The organism is Spirosoma sp. 209, assembly GCF_002006735.1.
Classification (GTDB): domain Bacteria; phylum Bacteroidota; class Bacteroidia; order Cytophagales; family Spirosomataceae; genus Spirosoma; species Spirosoma sordidisoli.
In genome coordinates this window covers 103,257-124,002 of record NZ_MVEC01000011.1, presented here as the reverse complement: position 1 = coordinate 124,002, position 20,746 = coordinate 103,257, and the positions used below count along the sequence as shown (strand labels likewise).

21 protein-coding genes are annotated in these 20,746 nt (G+C 55.8%); 13 read left to right on the top strand and 8 right to left on the bottom strand.

Going from position 1 to position 20,746, the window contains the following annotated elements:
• Positions 1-68: 68 nt before the first annotated feature.
• The 4 genes from B1C80_RS18725 to B1C80_RS18710 form a co-directional block, all read right to left on the bottom strand.
• Complete coding sequence (locus B1C80_RS18725) at positions 69-866, bottom strand: DUF3298 and DUF4163 domain-containing protein (RefSeq protein WP_077922737.1); 798 nt, start codon at positions 864-866, stop codon at positions 69-71.
• 84 nt (positions 867-950) lie between these two features.
• Positions 951-1,691, bottom strand: coding sequence for a LytTR family DNA-binding domain-containing protein (locus B1C80_RS18720; RefSeq protein WP_077922736.1), 741 nt, complete (start codon positions 1,689-1,691; stop codon positions 951-953).
• 52 nt (positions 1,692-1,743) lie between these two features.
• Positions 1,744-2,841: a sensor histidine kinase gene (locus B1C80_RS18715; protein ID WP_077922735.1), complete on the bottom strand. Its 1,098-nt coding sequence runs from the start codon at positions 2,839-2,841 to the stop codon at positions 1,744-1,746.
• Positions 2,842-2,978: 137 nt separating this feature from the next.
• Positions 2,979-3,617 carry a histidine phosphatase family protein gene (locus B1C80_RS18710; protein WP_077922734.1) on the bottom strand — a complete coding sequence of 213 codons (639 nt, stop codon included), beginning with the start codon at positions 3,615-3,617 and terminating at the stop codon, positions 2,979-2,981.
• Between the two features lie 59 nt (positions 3,618-3,676).
• On the opposite strand from B1C80_RS18710, the gene B1C80_RS18705 reads away from it, so the two are divergent.
• On the top strand, positions 3,677-4,093 hold the full coding sequence (locus B1C80_RS18705) for a hotdog fold thioesterase (RefSeq protein ID WP_077922733.1): 417 nt from the start codon (positions 3,677-3,679) through the stop codon (positions 4,091-4,093).
• A gap of 97 nt (positions 4,094-4,190) precedes the next feature.
• Positions 4,191-5,456: a chorismate-binding protein gene (locus tag B1C80_RS18700; RefSeq protein ID WP_077922732.1), complete on the top strand. Its 1,266-nt coding sequence runs from the start codon at positions 4,191-4,193 to the stop codon at positions 5,454-5,456.
• Positions 5,457-5,507: 51 nt separating this feature from the next.
• Here the strand turns inward: B1C80_RS18700 and B1C80_RS18695 are convergent, their stop codons facing one another.
• The gene (locus B1C80_RS18695) at positions 5,508-5,690 is read right to left on the bottom strand and encodes a hypothetical protein (RefSeq protein ID WP_077922731.1); all 183 of its coding nucleotides are present in this window, start codon (positions 5,688-5,690) and stop codon (positions 5,508-5,510) included.
• Between the two features lie 35 nt (positions 5,691-5,725).
• Positions 5,726-5,974 carry an adhesin gene (locus B1C80_RS18690; RefSeq protein ID WP_077922730.1) on the bottom strand — a complete coding sequence of 83 codons (249 nt, stop codon included), beginning with the start codon at positions 5,972-5,974 and terminating at the stop codon, positions 5,726-5,728.
• 208 nt (positions 5,975-6,182) lie between these two features.
• On the opposite strand from B1C80_RS18690, the gene B1C80_RS18685 reads away from it, so the two are divergent.
• Positions 6,183-7,241 carry a glycoside hydrolase family 130 protein gene (locus B1C80_RS18685; RefSeq protein WP_077922729.1) on the top strand — a complete coding sequence of 353 codons (1,059 nt, stop codon included), beginning with the start codon at positions 6,183-6,185 and terminating at the stop codon, positions 7,239-7,241.
• Positions 7,242-7,301: 60 nt separating this feature from the next.
• Positions 7,302-10,271, top strand: coding sequence for a prolyl oligopeptidase family serine peptidase (locus tag B1C80_RS18680; RefSeq protein ID WP_077922728.1), 2,970 nt, complete (start codon positions 7,302-7,304; stop codon positions 10,269-10,271).
• Positions 10,272-10,358: 87 nt separating this feature from the next.
• On the opposite strand, the gene B1C80_RS18675 is transcribed toward B1C80_RS18680, so the two are convergent.
• Complete coding sequence (locus B1C80_RS18675; protein ID WP_077922727.1) at positions 10,359-10,745, bottom strand: DUF1573 domain-containing protein; 387 nt, start codon at positions 10,743-10,745, stop codon at positions 10,359-10,361.
• 196 nt (positions 10,746-10,941) lie between these two features.
• Between B1C80_RS18675 and B1C80_RS18670 the strand changes: the two genes are divergently transcribed.
• From B1C80_RS18670 to B1C80_RS18655, 4 genes are read left to right on the top strand one after another with little or no spacing between them, the layout of a single operon-like run.
• Complete coding sequence (locus B1C80_RS18670; RefSeq protein WP_077922726.1) at positions 10,942-12,237, top strand: sensor histidine kinase KdpD; 1,296 nt, start codon at positions 10,942-10,944, stop codon at positions 12,235-12,237.
• Complete coding sequence (locus B1C80_RS18665; protein WP_077922725.1) at positions 12,234-12,911, top strand: response regulator transcription factor; 678 nt, start codon at positions 12,234-12,236, stop codon at positions 12,909-12,911. The genes B1C80_RS18670 and B1C80_RS18665 overlap by 4 nt, the downstream gene beginning before the upstream one ends.
• Before the next feature lie 33 nt (positions 12,912-12,944).
• Positions 12,945-14,039 (top strand): hypothetical protein, encoded by a 1,095-nt coding sequence (locus B1C80_RS18660; protein WP_077922724.1) that lies wholly within the window; start codon positions 12,945-12,947, stop codon positions 14,037-14,039.
• A gap of 33 nt (positions 14,040-14,072) precedes the next feature.
• Positions 14,073-15,020: a TolB family protein gene (locus tag B1C80_RS18655; RefSeq protein ID WP_077922723.1), complete on the top strand. Its 948-nt coding sequence runs from the start codon at positions 14,073-14,075 to the stop codon at positions 15,018-15,020.
• Here the strand turns inward: B1C80_RS18655 and B1C80_RS18650 are convergent.
• On the bottom strand, positions 15,014-16,189 hold the full coding sequence (locus B1C80_RS18650) for a S9 family peptidase (RefSeq protein ID WP_236648842.1): 1,176 nt from the start codon (positions 16,187-16,189) through the stop codon (positions 15,014-15,016). The two genes, B1C80_RS18655 and B1C80_RS18650, sit on opposite strands and share 7 nt — an antisense overlap.
• Before the next feature lie 294 nt (positions 16,190-16,483).
• On the opposite strand from B1C80_RS18650, the gene B1C80_RS18645 reads away from it, so the two are divergent.
• The 5 genes from B1C80_RS18645 to glgX all read left to right on the top strand — a co-directional run bounded on the left by B1C80_RS18645 (position 16,484) and on the right by glgX (position 20,738).
• A complete protein-coding gene (locus tag B1C80_RS18645) occupies positions 16,484-17,200 on the top strand; it encodes an OmpA family protein (protein WP_077922721.1) in 717 nt (238 codons plus the stop codon).
• Positions 17,201-17,242: 42 nt separating this feature from the next.
• Complete coding sequence (locus tag B1C80_RS18640; RefSeq protein WP_077922720.1) at positions 17,243-17,458, top strand: DUF2945 domain-containing protein; 216 nt, start codon at positions 17,243-17,245, stop codon at positions 17,456-17,458.
• A gap of 3 nt (positions 17,459-17,461) precedes the next feature.
• The gene (locus B1C80_RS18635; protein ID WP_077922719.1) at positions 17,462-17,812 is read left to right on the top strand and encodes a DUF3140 domain-containing protein; all 351 of its coding nucleotides are present in this window, start codon (positions 17,462-17,464) and stop codon (positions 17,810-17,812) included.
• 147 nt (positions 17,813-17,959) lie between these two features.
• Positions 17,960-18,415, top strand: a complete 456-nt coding sequence (locus B1C80_RS18630) for a PA2169 family four-helix-bundle protein (RefSeq protein ID WP_077922718.1) — start codon at positions 17,960-17,962, stop codon at positions 18,413-18,415.
• A 199-nt stretch (positions 18,416-18,614) separates the two neighbouring features.
• Positions 18,615-20,738 (top strand): glycogen debranching protein GlgX, encoded by a 2,124-nt coding sequence (gene glgX, locus B1C80_RS18625; protein ID WP_077922717.1) that lies wholly within the window; start codon positions 18,615-18,617, stop codon positions 20,736-20,738.
• The last annotated feature ends 8 nt before the right edge of the window (positions 20,739-20,746 follow it).

Sequence of the window (20,746 nt, the reverse complement as noted above, 5' to 3'; positions counted from 1 at the left end):
GGCCTCTTTTATACAGGAGCGCCCCGGTCGATAGGTCGACCGGGGCGCTCCTGTTTTCGTGTGTATCGTTACAGCCAGCCTTCGCGCAGAATACCGTTCAGCTGTTCGTAGGGAACCGTTACTTCGATCGGGCCCACGGCGTACGCGGCAATTTCGTAGGGGTTGTAATAGAAGATCATGCCCTTCGGACTCAGGCCCACGTTAGCGGGCAGGAAAAACCGACCGTCATGCAGAAAGTACCCCCGTTCTTCCAGATTATACTGAGGTAGTAGCTGCTGCTGTTTCCGAAATGCTTTTTCGACTACGCCGAGTAGAGCAACCGTATCGGATACCATGTCACTCAGATTCAGTGGCTGCCCTGTTTCCCGGTTAAAGGTGAAAAATGACTGGTTCGAATTCGGATGAGCCCCCCCTGTATAGGCGTAGGTTTCCATTTTGACCGTCAGCACATTTTCATTCGAGAAAACCGTATCGGCCGTCGTTTTCAGCTCCCAGCACCCGCCCAGGCTACCCATTTCGGTAAGCATATTCTGGTAATCGGCCGCAAACAGGGCAGCCGCTTTGTTCAGATCAGAGCGAGAACCCGGATTAGCGGCAACCGTTGCACTATCGAGCCAGTCCGTCACACTGCTTACAGCCATATCGCTCAGCTGACCGTTGATGGTACTGGCGCCGGGTTCGTCATCGGAGAGAAGTACGTAGGATACCGACACGTTGACCCCCCGGTTACTGGTTGTATCGCAGCGGCTTTCTCCCGAAAACGTATAAAGCTGCTGCTTCAGTTTGGGAGGACCAGACGGTTTAGTACGACACGCCTGCGACAGGCAAAGCAATCCAAGGAATAACGCTGTAATCAGGTACTTCATGAACTAAACAGGGAGCGTTTGCCGGTTGTTGACGAGCGGTTTGCCAACAGCACTGTACATCTATTGAACGAATCGGCTCTCCCTCTACAAACTTAGCAAATCTTTGAACCGAATAGCCTGACGCCGGCTGATTTCAATTTTATCGCCCCCGCGCAGGGTCACCAGCAGCCCACCGCTGAACCACGGTTCAATCTTTTCGATCCACTGCAGGTTGATGATGTGTTTCCGGTTGGCCCGGAAGAAAGTGCTCGGGTTTAGCCGATCTTCGAGCGCATTGAGCGACTTCAGAACCAGGGGTTTCTGATCGTCAAAGTACAGTCGGACATAGTTACCCATCGACTCGAACAGGCGTACCTTTCCCAGCTTTACGAACCAGCACTTTTCGCCATCCTTCACGAACACCTGATCATTTTCGCCCAGTACCTTGGAGAGTGAACCGTTTGTCGGGTTTGTGCCGGTTGAGTCGGTGGTGTGCTGCTCTTCTTCTATGCGGTTGATGGCATCGGACAAGCGGGCCAGCTCAACGGGTTTAAGCAGGTAGTCGAGCGCATTGAACTCAAACGCTTTGATAGCATACTCGTCGTAGGCAGTGGTAAAAATAACCTCCGGCGTTTTTCCTTCAATCGACTGAAGTAGTTCAAATCCGTTTTTACCGGGCATCTGAATATCGAGAAACAGCAGATCTGGCTCGAGTTCTTCGATCATCGGTAACGCTTCATTGGCATCAGCGGCCTCGCCAATGACCTGAATTTTGGGAAAGTTGTCAAGCAGTCGACGAAGTTCGTTACGAGCCAGGCGCTCGTCATCGATAATGAGGGTCTTCATGGGGAATAGATATATAACGTCACATGATAATTAGGCGTACGGGCAGCCCGTCTCACTCTCCGCTCATCATTTTGGCGGTAGCGGCTCGCCGGAATAACCCCTCCGACTGAGCGGGAATGCTGATATGCGCACAAACGACCGGGCCCTCGCTGGGATCATCGTCTTCCTGATCAATCTCAAACGAAGCTTCGGGCCCGTAGAGGAGTTCGAGTCGTTGTGCGGTATTGGCCAGACCGAACCCGCCCGACGCCGTTCGGTCGCCCAGCACGCCGGTATTACGGATCGTGATATGAAGTTTATCCGCCTTAATGGTAGAGCTAACCGACACGAAGCCGCCCCCTACTGCCTGAGACACTCCGTGTTTGATGGCATTTTCGACCAGCGTCTGCAACATCATGGGCGGCACCTGCCAGAACAGCGTTCGGCCATCCAGTTCGATGCGGGAGCGCAGCCGGTCTTCGTAGCGTACTTTTTCGAGCGCCAGGTAGTCTTCTACGGTTTTCATCTCCTCACGGAGTTCTACCGTTTTTCGGCGGTCGGCCAGTAATGAGTTGCGGAGCAGGTTGGAAAGCTGGGTGATCCCCTGCTGGGCCTTGTCCGGATTTTCGTAAACCAGCGCCCGAATGCTGTTGAGTGCGTTGAAAACAAAATGAGGATTCAGCTGAGAGCGCAGCACTTTGGCCTCCGTCTCGCGGATGCTTGTTTTCAGCAGAATTTTCTCAATTTCGGCGTTTCGGGTTTGCTCTACGTAATGATAAACCGTATAGCTCAGTACCCACGCCAGCATGGCCTTACCCCAGCTCAGTATATAGCCGATAACGGGCCAGGGCTCATCGATCAGCTTATCCGGAATAATAATCTGGTCGAACGGCATGTTGACCATGGTCATGATCAGGGCCAGCACAAAGACCGACAGCAGCACCCGGGGCGCCAGCTGCACGAACGGCAGGCGTACCCAGCTCCAGCGCCGGATCATGAGCCGGTACAGATGCGTCAGGGTGATGCCCAGAAAAATATTGGCAACGGCCAGGTATAGCGTATCCGCATCGAACCCGTCTTCAAGCACGTAGGCCAGGTATTCGACCAGAATCAGCAGCGTCCAGCCGAATAACTGACAAAACCAATATATTTTCTGTTTCGGAAAACCCATGCGTCAGTCGCGTCCACTACCGGACTATGAGCGAATGTACGAGAAAGAAGGCATCTGTACCCAGCTACCCATTACCAAAGGAGCTATTGGCGGATTACTGGCGCGTACACTGGTACTACCGGAATCGGCAAACAGGCCTAGTGCGCCAGGGCCAGCGTCAGCAGATGCGCCGTATCATTGGCCTGTTCGATCGTGAACGCAGCGGTCTCGTAGTTGTACTGAAGCTTATAGAGACAGAGATTACTGTGCTCGAACTGATCCATATGGGCCAGTGGCTGATTGGTAAGCCAGCAGAGCAGGATACGCATAGCCCGACCATGCATGGCCACCAGCACCGTGCTCTCGTCCGGATGCGACAGAATAGCTTCTATAGCCACCCGTTGCCGAACCACCACCTGGTCGGGGCTTTCTCCGCCGTCGGTTGGCAGGGCGGTATTACCCGACGCCCAGGCCGTGATGAGTGCGCTGTAGTACTCGTTTTCGATGTTACCCGGCACCCGGCCTTCCATAACGCCCCAGCTGATCTCGTTCAGACCCGGTAGCTTTTCGTAGGGCAGGCCCAGTTCGATAAACGACTCAACCGTCTGGTACGTACGCTTCAGCGCGGAGATGTAGATTTTGTCGAAAGGTACGTGCTGATACGCCTGAAAAAAGGCCATCGCCTGCGCCCGACCCATGTCGTTGAGGTCCGAGTCGACACCACTGCCCTGAACTACGCCCCGTCGGTTGTAGTCCGTTTCGCCGTGGCGAATTAAATAAATGGTTTTTTGCTGCAAGCCCTTAGCTTTGTCTTAAGTTGTATTCAACTACAAAATTAAGAATAAACCACTGCATTATGAAAGCTGGTTTCGACCTGAGTAACCTTTCCTTTGCCCACGCCGACTCTATTGTTAAACACCTTGGTATTGAGTTTACAGAAGCCGGCGAAGGCTATTTGCTGGCCCGGATGCCGGTGGATGCCCGCACGCACCAGCCCTTCGGCATCCTGCACGGCGGAGCCTCGGTCGTGCTGGCGGAGTCGATGGGTAGTACGGCTTCCTTCATGATGCTGGATGATCCTGCCACCCAGCGGGCTGTGGGCGTAGAAGTGAATGCCAACCACATCCGCTCGGTGCGCGAGGGCTGGGTTTACGGTCGGTGTACGCCCATTCACGTCGGGCGCTCGACCCACGTCTGGGACATCCGCATCACAGACGAGCAGGGACGTACGGTCTGCGTCAGTCGGTTGACTATAGCTATTATTACCCCCTAGCGGTCGTACCTGTCAACTTATTGCCCGGGTTACGCACAAATCCTGTCTACAAACTGTTACCCATACAGCCGATCTTTTGCCCGGTCGGCTGTTGACTATGCAACCTGATCCGCTCATCAACACCGTACTTTCTGAAAAATCCTGGCTTACCAGTCAGCCCACGGCCACTGACCTCTGGCAAACGGCGCTCTCGCTCGGGTATCCCGCTGCGCTCTGGCGGCTCCCCAACCGGGCCGACAAACATCTGATCGTTTCGCTGGATACCGTATTGCCGCGTGTATCGGTCGATCTGGAAGAACTACCCGCCGGATTTGCCATTAGTCCCTTCGACAACCTCGACTTCGGTCCCGACAGCCCCGCCCGCACGCTGTTCCTGCGCGCCGACATTCACGCAACGTTTGGTGAGCAGGGGGGTAAAATCGTGGAGACAGCCAACGATCCGGCCGTAAACCGCTTCTGGCAGGCAGTAGCTGAACAACCAACGGCAGAGCGCCCGGCTTCGCTGTTGCTAACCGACCTCCCCGACCCTAACGCGCAGGCAGACTACATACACCGTGTTGCTCAGGCCGTTGAGGCCATGCAGCGGGGTGAATTCCGAAAAGTGGTGCTGTCCCGAACGAAGCGCGTCGAGTTCTCGGAGGCCCCCGACGCGGTAGCCCTGTTCGATACACTGTGCGACACCTATCCTACCGCCTTTATTTCGGCCGTGTCGTTACCCGAACGTGGACAGATCTGGATGAGCGCCACCCCTGAACGGCTGGTTAGCCAGAACGCCGACGGCCTCTTCAGAACCCTCTCGCTGGCGGGTACCCAGTCGGCAACCGATGCCAACGGCGTAGCCAAACGACCGGCAGAAGCTATGTGGTCGCAGAAAGAAATTGAGGAACAGGCGCTGGTAAGCCGGTATATTATCGAATGCTTTAAGAAAATTCGACTGCGCGAATACCTGGAAGAGGGGCCAAAGACCATTGTAGCCGGTAATCTGATGCACCTGGGCACCCAGTTTACGGTCGATACGCAGGCGGTGCATTACCCCCAGCTGGGCACCGTCATGCTGCGGCTACTTCATCCGACCTCGGCCGTCTGCGGCATGCCGCGCGATCGGGCCTTCAATTTTATTCGGCGCCACGAAACCCACGACCGCGAGTTCTACGCTGGTTTTCTGGGACCGGTCAATATCGGTTCGACGGAAGAACAACCAGCCACGGATCTGTTTGTGCACATCCGCTGTATGAAGCTGGAAGGTCGCGTGGCTACACTCATTGCCGGAGCCGGCCTGACCGAAGATTCGGTGCCGGAACGCGAGTGGCAGGAAACGGAAATGAAATGCCAGACCTTGCTGGCTGTGTTGAGCAAGCCGTAGGCAGCGCCTTTCCGGGAGGGTGGTGCGCTACCTACGGCTGTCCAATGTCTCCTATTCGTCCCGACCTTCAGCAGGATCGCTTGTGGCCCGGGAGCCTTCTTCGGAGGTACGTCCGCCAGCGGCACTAGCAGCGCCAGACTGCGTTTCGCTATCGGGAGCGGTGTTGTCGGGACCTCCGTTGCCCGCTGCCTCGCGGTTTTCTTCTGAGTCCTGTAGTGATTCCTGTGGATTCATATGTGTTGAGTAGTTAGCGTGCTTTAGGTGATTCCCTATTCCATACTGTCATCGTCGAGATCGTCGTCAATGTCGTCATCCAGTTCTTCGCTAAGGTCGTCGTCGAAGTCCTCATCGATGTCTTCGAGGTCGTCTTCGCCATAGCCACTGGTGGCACCGGAACCTAACTCGTCAAATTCGGCTCCTCCGTCGAAATCGTCGTCGTCGTCGTCCAAAGCGGCCGTTTCGGGATCGGGATTTAACATCAGTACGTCGTCCTGTTCAAAACTGGGATGGTGTAACATGATTGTAAAGATATGCGGGTTGTCAATGGGGTTTGCAGTAGCCTTAACGCGACTCTTTGCCGGAAGGTTTTACTGACACAAAAAGTATTTGACCAAATGGCCCCGAAATAGCAATGCATCCTCCGTAATTAGCGAACGAGTTAGGACGCAGCGTTGGCTTTTGGCCCCGGCTGCGTCTTTTTACTGGCTCGTTACTTTATATTCACGAATGAAAAACTACCAGCTCAAACGGCTTTTCGATCAGCCAATTTTACAAACAATTGATGTAAAACCCGCTATTGACGGCTTTGAAGTTCTCGGCGCGTTTAATCCGGCTACCTGTTTATTGGGCGATGAAGTGATCATGCTCCTGCGGGTGGCCGAAGCCCCCCTGGCCCGGGAAGGGTACCTGTCCATACCACTCATCGAAGAAAAAGATGGCATTCCGACCCTGACTGTCAGGCATTTTAAAGAACCCGAAGGAGACTATGACCCCCGGGTGGTAACCATCGACGGCAAGCAGTATCTGACGTCGCTCAGCCACCTACGGCTGGCCCGGAGCCGCGACGGGATTCATTTCGATATCGACGATAAACCGTTTCTGTTTCCGGCCCGCATGGACGAATCGTTCGGCATTGAAGATGCCCGAATTACGTTTCTGGACAATCAGTACTGGATCACCTACACGGCCGTTTCGGAGCACGGACCCGCCGTCGGACTGGCTCGTACCACTGATTTTACAACCGTAGAACGGCTTGGCCTGATTCTCCCGCCCCCCAACAAGGACGTGGCTCTGTTTCCGAAACAAATCAACGGTAAGTACGTGATGCTCCACCGCCCGATGGTATCGGAAATAGGCAAACCCTCGGTTTGGATGGCCGAATCGGAGGATGGGGTCAACTGGGGCAATCACCGGTTCCTGTTTGGGGGCCGGGGCCTGGCCGACACCCGTTTTGCCTGGGAAGGTGCCAAGATCGGAGCCGGCCCGGAGCCGTTGCTGACTGACGAGGGCTGGCTGGTCTGCTACCACGGCGCCGACGCCACCCATGCCTACGCCCTGGCGCTGGCGCTGCTGGACAAAGACGACCCCACCCAGGTGCTGGACCGCTCGGCGGGTCCGCTGCTTACGCCTGATCTGCCCTGGGAGCAGGAAGGATTCTTCCCCAATGTCGTCTTTTCGAACGGCTGGATCCAGTGGCCGGCTCAGAGCGCGCACCCAAATAAAATATGGGTATATTACGGTGCAGCTGACTCAGGCGTTGGTTTAGCCGAGTTAATACACATATAAAGTGGTACATATTTTCCTATATCCGTTATATTCGTTTTTTCTTTCTAGCAACCTGAAAACATGAACCGAATTATTACGGCTTCTCTCTGTCTGGCAGCGGCTCTTCCGCTCCGGGCACAGTCTCCCAAACGACCGCTCAAGGCCAGCGATTACGACCGATGGCAAAGTATACGAGCAGAAAAACTCAGTAACGACGGCCGCTGGGTGGCCTATCAGATCGATCCGCAGGAAGGCGATGGCCTTTTGCAGGTCAGCCGGACAGACGCGACGCCCGGGGCGAAACCTACCGCACCGGCCCAGGCAGTAGCCAAGCCAGCCTACGCCTTCGCCCGGGGCTACATGGCCCAGTTTACCCCCGACAGCAGGTACCTGATCATGCGACTGAAAGTCCCGCTGGCTGATACCCGGAAAGCCAAACTGAAAAAGAAAAAGCCCGACGACATGCCCAAGGACAGCCTGTTGGTGCTTAATCTGGCGACCGGCGAATCGACCCGACTGCCAAACGTGAAGTCGTTCATGTTTGGGAAGGACGCAGGGTCGTGGCTGGCCATCCTGCAGGACGGTAATGCCCCGAAGCTGGTAGCCGAAGCCCGCACAACGCCCCGGAAAGACACGCTGACGCCAACTACGCCCGTATCAACCACTACGGTAGCGACCCGGCGCGGCCCGGCCAAAAAGCCCAAAGGAGACGACCTGGTGCTGTTCAACATGGCAGACGGAACCCGCAAAACGGTACGCTACGTATCCAACGTGGTTATGTCGGATAATGGCCAGACTATTTTTTACAGCCGTGAGTCCGCTACCGATTCCCTCAAAGCCGGTGCAGCGCTTACGCCGGGGGTGTTCATGATCAACACCACGAACGGCCAAACCATACTGGTTGACAGCAGTTCGCAGCGCAAGCTGTATAAAGGACTGGCCGTAGACAAAACCGGTAAACAACTGGCCTGGATGGCCTCTGCCGACAGTGCCGGTGCCGACGTACGGGTGTTCTCGCTCTACTACAAGAATCTGACGCCAGCTCCGGTGGCGAAAGGAAAGCGCGCCAAAACGGCCCCGGCCGAAGTGCCCTACCGCGTGCTGGCCGACACCCTGACCAAAGCCCTGCCATCCCGGTGGTCGGTGAATGAGTACCGCGAACCAAAGTTCTCGGACGACGGGAGCCGGCTGTATTTTTCGACCTCCCCCATTGCGCCCAAACCGACCAAAGATACCCTCACCCCCGACGACGAGAAAGTACGGATGGACGTCTGGAGCTGGACCGACAGCCGCCTGCAGCCCATGCAGCAAAAGAGACTCAAGGAAGAAAAAGAACGGGGTTTCCTGACGGTTGCGGAGCTGACTCCTGCCGGTCCGGCGCGGGTCACGCTGCTGGCCAGTCGGGAAGTACCCACGGTTACGTTCGACCCTAAAGTAAACACCCGCTACCTGCTCGGTCTGAGCGACCTGCCTTATCAGGTTCAGTCGTCCTGGGACCCCGGGCATACGGATCTGTACCTGATCGACACCCAGACCGGCGACAAAAAGCGGATCGCCAACGACGTTATGGCCTCCCAACCCCGACTCTCGCCGGGCGGAACCTATGCCTACTGGTTCGATGAGCGTGATTCGCTCTGGCGGGCCTGGTCGGTGGCCGATGGCAAACGAATCGACCTTACGCGCGGTTTACCCAGCAAATTTTTCGACGAAGAGCACGACACGCCCAGCCTCCCCGGTTCGTACGGCTCGGCGGGCTGGACCACCAACGACCGCTACGTATGGCTGTACGACCGGTACGATATCTGGCAGATAGACCCTACCGGCCGCGAGAAGCCCCGCACCTTGACCAATGGCTGGGGCCGGACCAACAAAGTCCGGTTGCGCCGGGCCGATACAAATCCCGACGAGAAAGCCATCAATCCCAAAGAAACGCTATGGCTAACCGGTATCTGGGAGAGCGACAAACAAAATGGCGTACTGCAGGCGACACCACCCGCATCCGGATCGGTAACCATTCGGGTGCTGGCCCATAGCCCGCACCGGTATTTCGGGCTGTCGAAAGCCAAGCAAGCCCCAACCATGACGTATTACCGGGGTAACTTTCAGGAGCCAATCAATCTGTACAGGACCGATACCACCTTTGCCGCACCAGTTCAGCTTACCCGCACCAACCCGCAGCAGGATAGCGTTCGCTGGGGTAGTGTAGAACTGGTCAGCTGGCTGGGTACCAACGGCGTCAGGCTGGAAGGGCTGTTGTTCAAACCGGAAGGCTTCGACCCGAAAAAGAAATACCCGATGCTGACGTATTTCTACGAACGTAACGCCGAAACCCTGAACGACTACCGGGTTCCTTCGCCCAGCCGCTCAACCATCAACATACCCTACTGCGTATCGAACGGTTACCTGGTTTTTGTACCCGACATCGTATATACGACCGGCCAGCCGGGTCCGAACGCGTACGACTGTATCGTTCCCGGGGTGCTGAGTCTGCTCGACCGGGGCTTTGTAGACCGCGACCGGCTGGGTATTCAGGGGCAGAGTTGGGGGGGCTACCAGACAGCCTACATCATTACCCGCACCAACCTGTTCCGGGCGGCCATGGCCGGTGCTGCGGTGGCCAACATGACCTCAGCTTACGGCGGTATACGGGGCGAAACGGGGGTTGTCCGGCAGTTCCAGTACGAGAAGACCCAAAGCCGGATTGGTGGTACCCTCTGGGACAAGCCCATGAACTACCTCGAAAACTCGCCCCTTTTCTACGCCAACCGGATTCAGACTCCGGTCCTGCTGATGCATAACGACGCCGACGGGGCCGTTCCCTGGCAGCAGGGCATCGAATTTTTTACGGCCCTGCGCCGGCTCAGCAAACCCGTGTGGATGGTGGTGTATAACGGCGAAGGTCATAACCTGACCCAGCGCCACAACGCCAAGGATCTGAGCATCCGGATGTATCAGTTCTTCGACTACTATCTGAAAGACGCCCCCGAGCCTGTCTGGATGAAAGAAGGACGGACAGCTGTCGAGAAAGACCGGGGCGAGATGAAGTATTAACACCGGCGATCCTACCAAAGCGCGCGGAGCGAACACGAGACAAGCCAAAGGAGGCTGGTTCTTTGTTCGGTCCGCGCGTTCCGGCTTTTACGGAGCGGCCTTCAGCACTTCGCCTTTTACGTACAGCGTCATGGTTCCGCCTTCGGCATTCGACTCGACAAAAACGCTTTTGCTGAACTGGCCTACGGCTGCTGCGTTGAAGGTCGCTTTAATTACCCCCGAGGCTCCCGGCATAACGGCTGCTTTGGGAAACTCTACCCCGGTGCAGCCGCAGGACCCTTTCGCCTGGCTAATCAGCAGCGGTAGTTCGCCCTGGTTGGTAAACCGGAATTCAGCCGTTACGGGCTTACCCTGTTCGATGCGCCCGAAGTCGTGGGCCGTTTTGACCCAGTTGAACAGAGCCGCCCGGCTAACCATGGCTACAGAAGCCGTCAGGGCCAGTAGCCCTACCATAATAACTAATACGCGTTTCATTGGGAAATATGATTAAGTGATAGATGCAAAGCCGCTCACCCGAGCGACGATGCAAACCTATATCAGGTCTTTCTGTCTTCCTGTTAAGCCCTTCCTAACAGGTGTTAATGAGTTGTTAACGGATTGGCGACAGCCCGACGAATCGATATATTTGCCTGGTAACCTTATCCCTTTACCCGGGCCTTCCCCTTATCCGATGAATAGGCTTCGACTGCTTGTTGTCCTGTCTGTCTTGAGCATCATTGGCATCCTGGTCATGCAGGCGGTCTGGGTACGCAGTGCCTACGCCCTGCGGGAGCGGCAGTTCCGACAGTCGGCGTTCATTGCCCTGCAGGATGTAGCCGATGAAGTAGCCCGGCTCAACCAGTTTACCCTGAACCGGTATGCCGTTACGCAGCTGTCGGCCGATTATTTTATTGTCAATACCGACGCGCCCATTGACCCGGTCGCCCTCGAAACCTTTATTCAGCGATCTCTGCAGCAGCATAATCTGATAACGGATTATGAGTACGGGATCTACGACTGCGAAACGGACCGGATGGTATACGGCGCCTATGTCAGTACCAACGGCAAAGCCGGTCAGACCTCGCGGGTGCTGCCTACCTTTCCCCGTTATACCTACTACTTCGGCATCCGCTTTCCGAATCAGTCCTCGTTTGTGGCCGGCCAACTAAGTGGCTGGCTGTGGTCAACTCTGGTGGTGTTGCTGGTTGTGCTCTTTTTCGGATATACGCTGATCGTTGTACTCCGGCAACGGCGGCTGACGGAAGTGCAGCGCGATTTCATCCATAACATCACCCACGAGCTCCAAACCCCCGTCTCGACCATCCGGATAGCGGCCGATGTGCTACAGTCCGACCTGATCATCGATCAACCGGCGCGACTGAAACAATACGCCCGTATCGTGATGGAAGAAAGTCTCCGGTTGCAGAAACAGGTGAGCAACGTGCTTCAGTTAGCCCGTACCAACCGCACCGGCTTTCGTCTTAGCTGCACTGACGTTGACCTCCACGCCCTGATGCGCGCAGCCGCCAGCACCTTTGCTCCCTATGTCACGCTCGACCTCAGGGCGGCCGAGGGGCGGGTGTGGGCCGATCCGTACCACCTCGAAACGGCATTGACCAATCTGATCGACAATGCCATCAAGTACAGTCAGCCAACCCCTGCGGTTGTGTTGCATACGCATATTGATAAGGGTCGGCTGATCTGGTCGGTGAGCGATACGGGGATCGGTATAGATCCGGTTTACCACAAAGCGGTATTTCGCCAGTTTTTCAGGGTACCGACCGGGCACACGCCCACAGCCACCGGGTTTGGCCTTGGGTTGTATTATGTGCAACAGGTAGCGCGGGCTCATCGCTGGCAGCTGTCGCTTAGCAGTTCGCCGGGGCAGGGCAGCTCGTTCACCATCGGCGAACGGGCCGGAACCCGCAGCCGTTCGACCAGCCACCCGGCCCCAGCCTCCGCCCCTCTTTCCCTTCCGCAGCCTTGACACCCGCCCGTATTTTATTTGTCGAAGACGATGTCAACCTGGGCTTCGTCGTGAAGGATACCCTTTCGATGGTCCCCTTTGCCATTACCCACTGCACCAACGGTTCAGATGCCTGGGCGGCTTTTCAGGCTGGCTCGTTTGATCTGTGTCTGCTCGATGTCATGCTCCCCCAGAGCGACGGCTTCACTCTGGCGCGGCAGATCAGGGCGCTGAACACACAAATTCCAATTCTGTTTCTTAGTGCGCTGGGCGACAAAGACAGCCGCTTAGAAGGGCTCCGGCTGGGCGCCGACGACTACCTGGCCAAACCCTTTAGTATCGAGGAGCTGATCCTGAAGATCAGGGTTTTTCTGAAGCGGGCGGCAACGGTACCCGCCCAACCGGATTCGGCCCCGGCGTTCCGGTTCGACCGCGCCAACCTGACGCTGTGCGTGAACGGAAAAGAGCAGTCCCTCACCCACCGCGAGGCTGATGTGCTCACCTACCTGCTGATACGCCCCAATACCCTGATTCGGCGCGATGAACTGCTACGCGCGGTCTGGGGCGACGATGACTATTTCATGGGCCGCAGTCTCGATGTTTTCATCTCCCGGCTGCGAAAACGGCTCGCCGAAGTTCCTACCATCCGGATCGATAACGTCCACGGTGTTGGTTTTGTGTTCAGGCAGGAATAATCGTAGTTTGCGCCACAAAACCTCCCGCACACCATGAACCACCGGCTTTCCTCTACCTTTCTGATCCTAACGCTTTTCAGTCTGTCCTGCCAGACAAGCCGCCCGCTCACCCAGGCTCCTGCCTCTGCCGCCATAACCGCCGAAGGGTTGCTCAACTGCTTCAGCCCGGGTACCTCCCTGGAGGGCAAACCGGTCTGGTGCGAAGCCTCGGCCGTGGCCTATGATGGTAATCACGTGCTGGTCGCCAACGATAAAGACATGCCCGCCAATCTGAGCCCGGTCTTTTCAAAAGCCACCACTACCCTGTCCGACTCGACACAGGCTCCTGCTTACCTGATGGCTCCCGCTTACCCGACGGGTCGGAAGTATGAAGACTTTGCCCAAACACCCGACCGCAAGTTTGTCTTGCTCACAACCGCCTTTGACCGGGTTAAAGAAGGTAGCCCCGACTGGAACAGCTATAACACGATCCTCTACTGGCGTACGGGCAACGAGCAGACGCCCCGCGTGCTTGCCCCCGACGATACCAGCCGGACCTCGGTCGCCTATCGTCAGAAACTGTCACGCGTGCTGGCGACCGATGAGTTCCCCAATGGTGTTCCCTACTTTAAGATTGAAGGACTGGCGGCTACCAGCCAGTTTCTGCTTTTCGGGATTCGCGAAGCCGGCAAAGCGTTCGACTCCTTTAAACCAGTCGATAAGGTGGTAGCCGTATCGTATTCGGTTAATGGCGATCGTATCCGGCTTGCCGACGACTGGCGCGTGGTGGCCGATTTTGACCCGGCTAAAGCCGAACCCGCCCTCCCGCAGCCGCTGAGCCTGTCGAGCTTGGAATACGACCCGGCCCGGAACCGGTTCTGGCTGCTGACATCGCTGGAAACCAAAAACAAACTGGACGCTTATCTGTGGAGCATTTCGGCCGATGACCTGTTCAGCAACAAACCGTTCACTCTGGTTCGGGATGCGCAGGGCCAACCTTTGCACTTCAACCACAAAGCCGAAGACCTCACCCCCCTCGACCGGAATCAGCTGCTGATCATCCACGACGACGATCGTTTTCAGCTTCCGGTGGGTAACCAAACGCGCCAGCCTCACCAGGCTCCGTACAGTATTGTTACAGTAAACTGATTAGAGTTACCCTGCTGAGGCCTTTATTCCGTTATGCATAAACTTATCATAACGATCGGCCTTTCAGCCTGTCTGGTGGGGGCTGCTGTGGCCCAGTCGGTCCGGCAGCCTGTCCTGAGCAAACTGGAGATCTACACCCTGGGCACGAAAAGCCGACGGGTTGTGCGGCAGGACAGCGTGCGGTTCGAAGCGCCCAACTGGACGCCCGACGGCAGGCACCTGATCATCAACGAGCGCGGGCGCCTGTACCGGGTAACCGTGAGCGACGGACGAAAGGAACTGATCGACACCGGCAGCGCCAGAGCCTGCAATAACGATCATGGCCTGACGCCCGACGGTAAAACGCTTATCATCAGCGACAACACCCGCACCGATGCTACGGGCCAGTCGCCCTCCAGAATATATACGGTACCCATAAGCGGTGGCGAGCCAACCCAAATCACCCCACTGGGCCCGTCGTACTGGCATGGTATCTCGCCGGATGGGAAAACGCTGGCCTATGTCGGCGAACGGGCTGTTGGGCCAACGGGTCAGGCGGATTTCGATATCTATACCGTTCCGATCACCGGCGGCCCCGAAACCCGGCTCACTGCCAGCCCCGGCCTCGACGATGGTCCCGAATATTCGCCCGATGGCCGATACCTGTATTTCAACTCGTACCGGACCGGCCGGATGCAGATCTGGCGAATGCGGCCCGACGGATCCCAGCCCGAACAGATCACCGACGATGCCTACGCTAACTGGTTTCCGCATCCCTCACCCGATGGCCGCTGGATTGTGTTCATTAGCTATGTAGAAGACCAGAAAGCAGCGCACCCCGCCGACAAAGAGGTTGTGCTGCGGTTAATCGAGGTAAAAAGTCTGGGGCAAAAAAAGACCGGACCAGTTCAAGAACTGGCCCGGTTCAGGGGTGGTCAGGGCACGATCAACGTGGCAAGCTGGTCGCCAGACAGCCGATCGTTCGCCTTCGTGAGCTATTGAACGTTCCGGAAAAACTCGTAGGTGCCGGTGATGAATTCTACGACGCCGGTGCCGTGGTTGGCTCCGCGCATGGTACGCAGTTGTACGGCGGTAGCCCCCCGCTTCTGCATAGCCTCATAGGCATTCTTTGAGTTCAGGTAAAACACCGTATCGTCCGCATCGCCATGATAAAGCCGGGTTGAGGTGCGGGGTTTCCAGTCGTAGATATCGTTGTCCTGCACGGCGGCAATGAATTCTTTGTCGGTACCGTTGGTAATAGCCTGTTTGAAGCTATCGGTAAACGCCTGATTCATGCTGACGTTGATACTGGTATTAGCACCACTAGCGGCTATCCGCGAAGCGTAGGGCTCTTTAAAGTAATAGCTGGCAGGTCGGTTGAGGCCATAGATACGGTCATAGGTGAGCAAAACCCGCAGATATAACCGGTTGATGTAATCGACACCGCTGGTCGGCTTACTGATGATCTCTCGCATGAACGACGATTTATCGTAAGCGCCCGCTCCGCAGCTGGACGCTACCAGATTAAACTCCGATCCGGTTTCTTCTTCCAGCTTCTTCTGCAGAGCCAGCGTAGCGTAACCCCCTTCCGAATAGCCCGCCACATACAGCCGTTTGTCCCAGTTCACCTTCTGGTCGGCCAGAAAGTCGCGGGTAGCCCGCAGCATGTCGAGCGAAGCCGTTGCTAGGCTTTTGTTGTGCTCGTATGGGTGCGGAACCGTATTCGATGCGCCATAGCCGATATAGTCGGGAGCCGCAATGATATAGCCCTGTGAGGCAAACACCGATCCAAACGTATAGGCTTCGCTACTCGACCCATAGCGGGATGGAGCCTCACTATCGTTCTGAATCGTTCCGTGCTGCAGGCTCAACAGCGAAGTCGCGGTCTGCACATCCGGGATCAGCAGCGCCCCCGATGCCGTTATGGGTTTTCCGTCGGTGTTGGTCGTCTGGTATTCGAGCCGGTAGGCTTTAATTCCGTGTACGATAAAGGCTTTGAAGAGCGCATTCCCCCCCGAAAACCGGCTTTGTAACTGACTCACTGAATACTCACCGATCAGCGAACTGCTGACCAATGTTCGGGCGGGGGGCGGGTTAGGGACTACCGGGTCGGTCCGGTCGGTTGTCTGGCAGCCGGTAGGGGCTGAAACAAGCATGACGCCCAGAAGCATCAGCGTCAAAACTGATTTGAGGGTTACCATCTAAGGACAGAAAAAAATGAAAAGAAGAAACGCTGGGCGGGTGTAGAACAGACTCCACAAGAATAGGCATCTGGCTTCCCGTTTACTCTACTATTTTACTTGGTATTAATATAACTCATTTGATTGGAAATAAAATCCTTATACGGGTTAAATACTTGTTCTGCAACCAGTTAATCCTACTAATCCGCTGATCGTCACAGCCGATAGAGCATCTTGGTACAGCTTTTGGGCCTGTGGAGTCAGTACCAACAAGTATTCACTACAATGAAACGTCAATTTAAAACAGTAGGAACAAAGTCGCTGATCGTATTCGCTGCGGTTGGTCTTTTGTCCGCTAATACGCTTACGAGTTGCAAATCACAGGGTAACCTGAATAAAACCCAGAAGGGTGCTGCGGTCGGTGCAGGCGGTGGTGCTTTGGTAGGCGGTATTATCGGTAAAAAATACGCGAAAGGGAACACTGCCATTGGCGCTATTATCGGTGCAACCGTTGGTGGAGCCGCCGGTGCAGTGATTGGTCGTCGCATGGACAAACAGGCTGAGGAGCTGAAACGCGAACTACCCAATGCGCAGATTGAACGGGTGGGCGAGGGGATCAAAATTACCTTTGGCTCGGACATCCTGTTCGATGTTGACTCTTACCAGTTGAAAGCCGCCACCAAGCAGCAGCTTACGGAGTTTGCCCAGACGCTCAACAAATACGAAGACACGGACATCCGGATTGAAGGCCATGCCGACGCAACCGGTTCGGACGACTATAACAAAAAGCTGTCTGATCGCCGGGCCAAGGCAGTCGGTGATTACCTGGCCACGCAGGGCGTAAAATCGTCACGTCTGGATGAACTGGGTTACGGCGAAGCACAGCCCGTGGCCGACAACACGACCGAGTCAGGTCGTCGGCAGAACCGCCGGGTTGACATAGCCGTATTTGCTAACAAGCAGATGCAGCGTGATGCCAAAGCCGGCAAGCTGGACAACTAACAGATTGTAATACAACGCGGAACGACTAACCCGAATGAAGCTATGGCAACGGTAAAAAAAGGCGACGAAGTCACGTGGAAATACGGCAAAGGCACAGCCGAAGGAAAAGTTGCCGAGGTTCATAAGGAAGACATCGAACGCAAGACGCAGGGAACCACTACCAAACGGAAAGGTTCTGCCGAGGAGCCCGCGCTGGTGATCGAGCAGGGCAGCAAGAAAATTGTAAAATCGGCCAGTGAGGTCACTAAAAAGAGCTAGGCCATGGCAACTGCAACGCTCGACACCGACGAAAAAAAGGCGATCAAAAGCGAGTTCGATGAAGTCGTCAATATGTCGGCTTCACAACTCGAAAAGTGGCTCAAAACGGAGGAGTCAAAGTCGGTCGGACAAACGAAAGAGGGTGATGATGAATCGATCGGCCACCAGTCGGGCGAAAAAATCATCGACATCCTCGGTAAAAAGTCGGCCGATCTCTCTGAAAGTGATTATGCACACATGCGCAAAGTGGTCAGTTATGTCCGGCGTCATAGTGCACAGCGTCCCAAACAGGTAGCTGGTTCCAACTGGGCGTATTCCCTGAAGAACTGGGGCCACGATCCTGACAAAAAATAAATTTCGGTTTGTTGCCGGGTGGTGCATTCAGTTCATTCAGCGGGCACCACCCGGCTCAAAACGGAACCCATTGCTTTCTGATTTACTCAACACTACGAACGTTACGAATCCTTTTCATTTCAACACAACCAACACAACACAAACGTTATGAATGTTAAAGAAACACGGGGCGAAGTCCTCGACCAACTGAATCGACTCCTTACAGATACCCGCGACGGAGAAAAAGGCTACCAGGAAGCGGCTGACAGCGTAAAAGATACGGAGCTGAAAAGCCTGTTCCTGGCGCAGTCGCGGCAGCGGGGTGAGTTTGCCCTGGAGCTGGACCGCGAGATCCGCACCCTGGGTGGCGATCCGGACAACACAACCAGTCTGGCCGCTGATCTGCACCGGGCCTGGATCAATATTAAATCAACCTTTGCCAGCAACGACGATAAAGCCACTGTGCAGGAATGCCAGCGGGGCGATCAGGAAGCACTGGAAAATTATAACGCCGTATTGCAGGAAACGGATCTGGTAGCCAGCACCCGCGAACTGTTGCTGCGTCAAAAGCAAAGCATCGAATCGGCCCATGCTTCAATGGCTCGATTGGCCTTGGTAGTGTAGTGAATGGTGGGATCGGAAAGCCTGCCCTCGTTGAGGGCAGGCTTTTTTGTATATAGTCTACTAATTCAATTGATTAACAATATTTGTAGAGAAGCCCCGAAAAAGGCACTGGGTGGCCTTAAACAATCGATTCAATCAGGCAGTTATTTGATGAGCCTGTTTTACACAGCGCTATCACCATTCCTGCTTTACACACGTTATGAGCAAGCATAAATCTACCGTTTCGGCTCCGACAGCCGATCAAATCAAACCCGGTAAACCCTATCCGCTGGGAGCCACGTTTGACGGCGAAGGTATCAACTTTGCCCTTTTCTCCGAGAATGCCACTGGCGTTTACCTCTGCTTATACGACGTAGCTGATCCCTCTCGGGAAACGGCCATGATCCCGCTCACCGAGCGCACCGAATTGGTCTGGCATATTCACATCGACGGCCTGCAACCCGGGCAGCTCTACGGCTTCCGCGTCGATGGCCCTTACGATCCGCAGGCGGGTCATTTTTTCAACCCCAACAAACTGCTGCTCGATCCGTACGCGCGGGCTATCAACGCCCCCGTGAATCATAACAACGACTGGCTCGGCTACGATTACGAAGAGACCGAAGGCGAAGAAGGCAAGCACCTGGTCATGAGCAGTACAGACAGCGGCCCGAGCATGCCCAAGTCGGTGGTTGTCGACGATAAAGATTTCGACTGGGGTGAAGATACCGCACCAACCATACCCATGCATCGGTCGGTTATTTACGAGATGCACGTGAAAGGGTTCACCTACCAGCATCCGACCATCAACGAAACCCTCCGCGGTACTTATGCCGGTCTGGCCACGCCCGAGAGCATCGACTATCTGAAGCGCCTGGGCGTTACGGCGGTCGAGCTGCTGCCCGTTCATCAGTTCACCGACGAGAGCTACTGGGGCTACAACAGCATCGGCTTTTTTGCGCCCCAGAACACGTACTCTTCGGCCGGCATGAACGGCGAGCAGGTCAATGAATTCAAACAGATGGTCAAAGACCTGCATGCCGCCGGTATCGAGGTCATTCTGGACGTTGTTTACAACCATACCGCCGAAGGTAATCAGCTGGGGCCAACGCTGTCGTTCCAGGGTATCGATAACCGGGCCTACTATCACCAGGTTGGCGACCGACCGGATTATTACATGGACTATACCGGCACTGGCAATACGTTCAACCTCAGCCACCCCCGTGCCCTGCAGCTGGTCATGGATAGCCTGCGTTACTGGGTAACGGAAATGCACGTCGACGGTTTCCGCTTCGACCTGGCATCGGCCCTGATCCGGACAGACGAAGAAGTAGGTCGGGTTTCGTCGTTCCTCGACACCGTGGCGCAGGACCCTATTCTGACTCAGGTGAAGCTAATTGCCGAACCCTGGGACATCGGCTCATACCACGTAGGAGGATTCCCGGTGCGCTGGTCAGAATGGAACGGTAAATACCGCGATGCGCTGCGTGGTTTCTGGAAAGGCGACGATGGCAAAGCGGCCGAAACGGCCCTGCGGTTGCTGGGTAGCCCCGACCTCTATGCCAACGACGGCCGGTCGCCGGCCAATAGTGTCAACCTGATTACGGCCCACGACGGGTTTACCCTCAACGACCTTGTCAGCTATAACGATAAGCACAACGAGGCCAACGGCGAAGACAACCGCGACGGCTCGAACGATAACCTGAGCTGGAACTGCGGAGCCGAAGGGCCAACCGACGATCCGGCCATTATTGAGCTGCGCGAGCGGCAGAAGCGTAATTTCCTGTCTACCCTCCTTCTGAGCCAAGGTACCCCCATGATTGTGATGGGTGACGAATGTGGGCGCACGCAACACGGAAATAACAACGGCTATAACCAGGACAGCGAAATCAGCTGGATGAACTGGCACTGGGACGATCGGCAGCAGGCGCTGTTCGACTTCTCGAGTGCGTTGACAAACCTGCGCCGGGATATTCCGCTGCTGAGTCGCCGAAAGTTCTTTGGTAACGAGCAGGTCTCCTACCTCCGTCCCGACGGGCAGGAAATGACCAGCGACGACCTGAACAATCCGGGCACCCACTGTCTGGCTCTGTTTATTGACGGTAAACGCGTTGACGAACAGACCGAAGACGGTCAGGATATTGGCGACGAACAACTGATCTGGATTCTGAACGCTTACTGGGAAGACATTCCGTTCCTCCTGCCCAAGCTGGAGCGGAAAACCGCCACCTGGGAAGTACTGGTCGATACGAACGCCGGTCAGGTTAAACCCGATGCCACGCCAACCAAAGGCGGGAAAGAGTTTGTTGTACCAGCACGCTCGTCTATCCTGCTGCGGTTGAAATAACCAGGCGT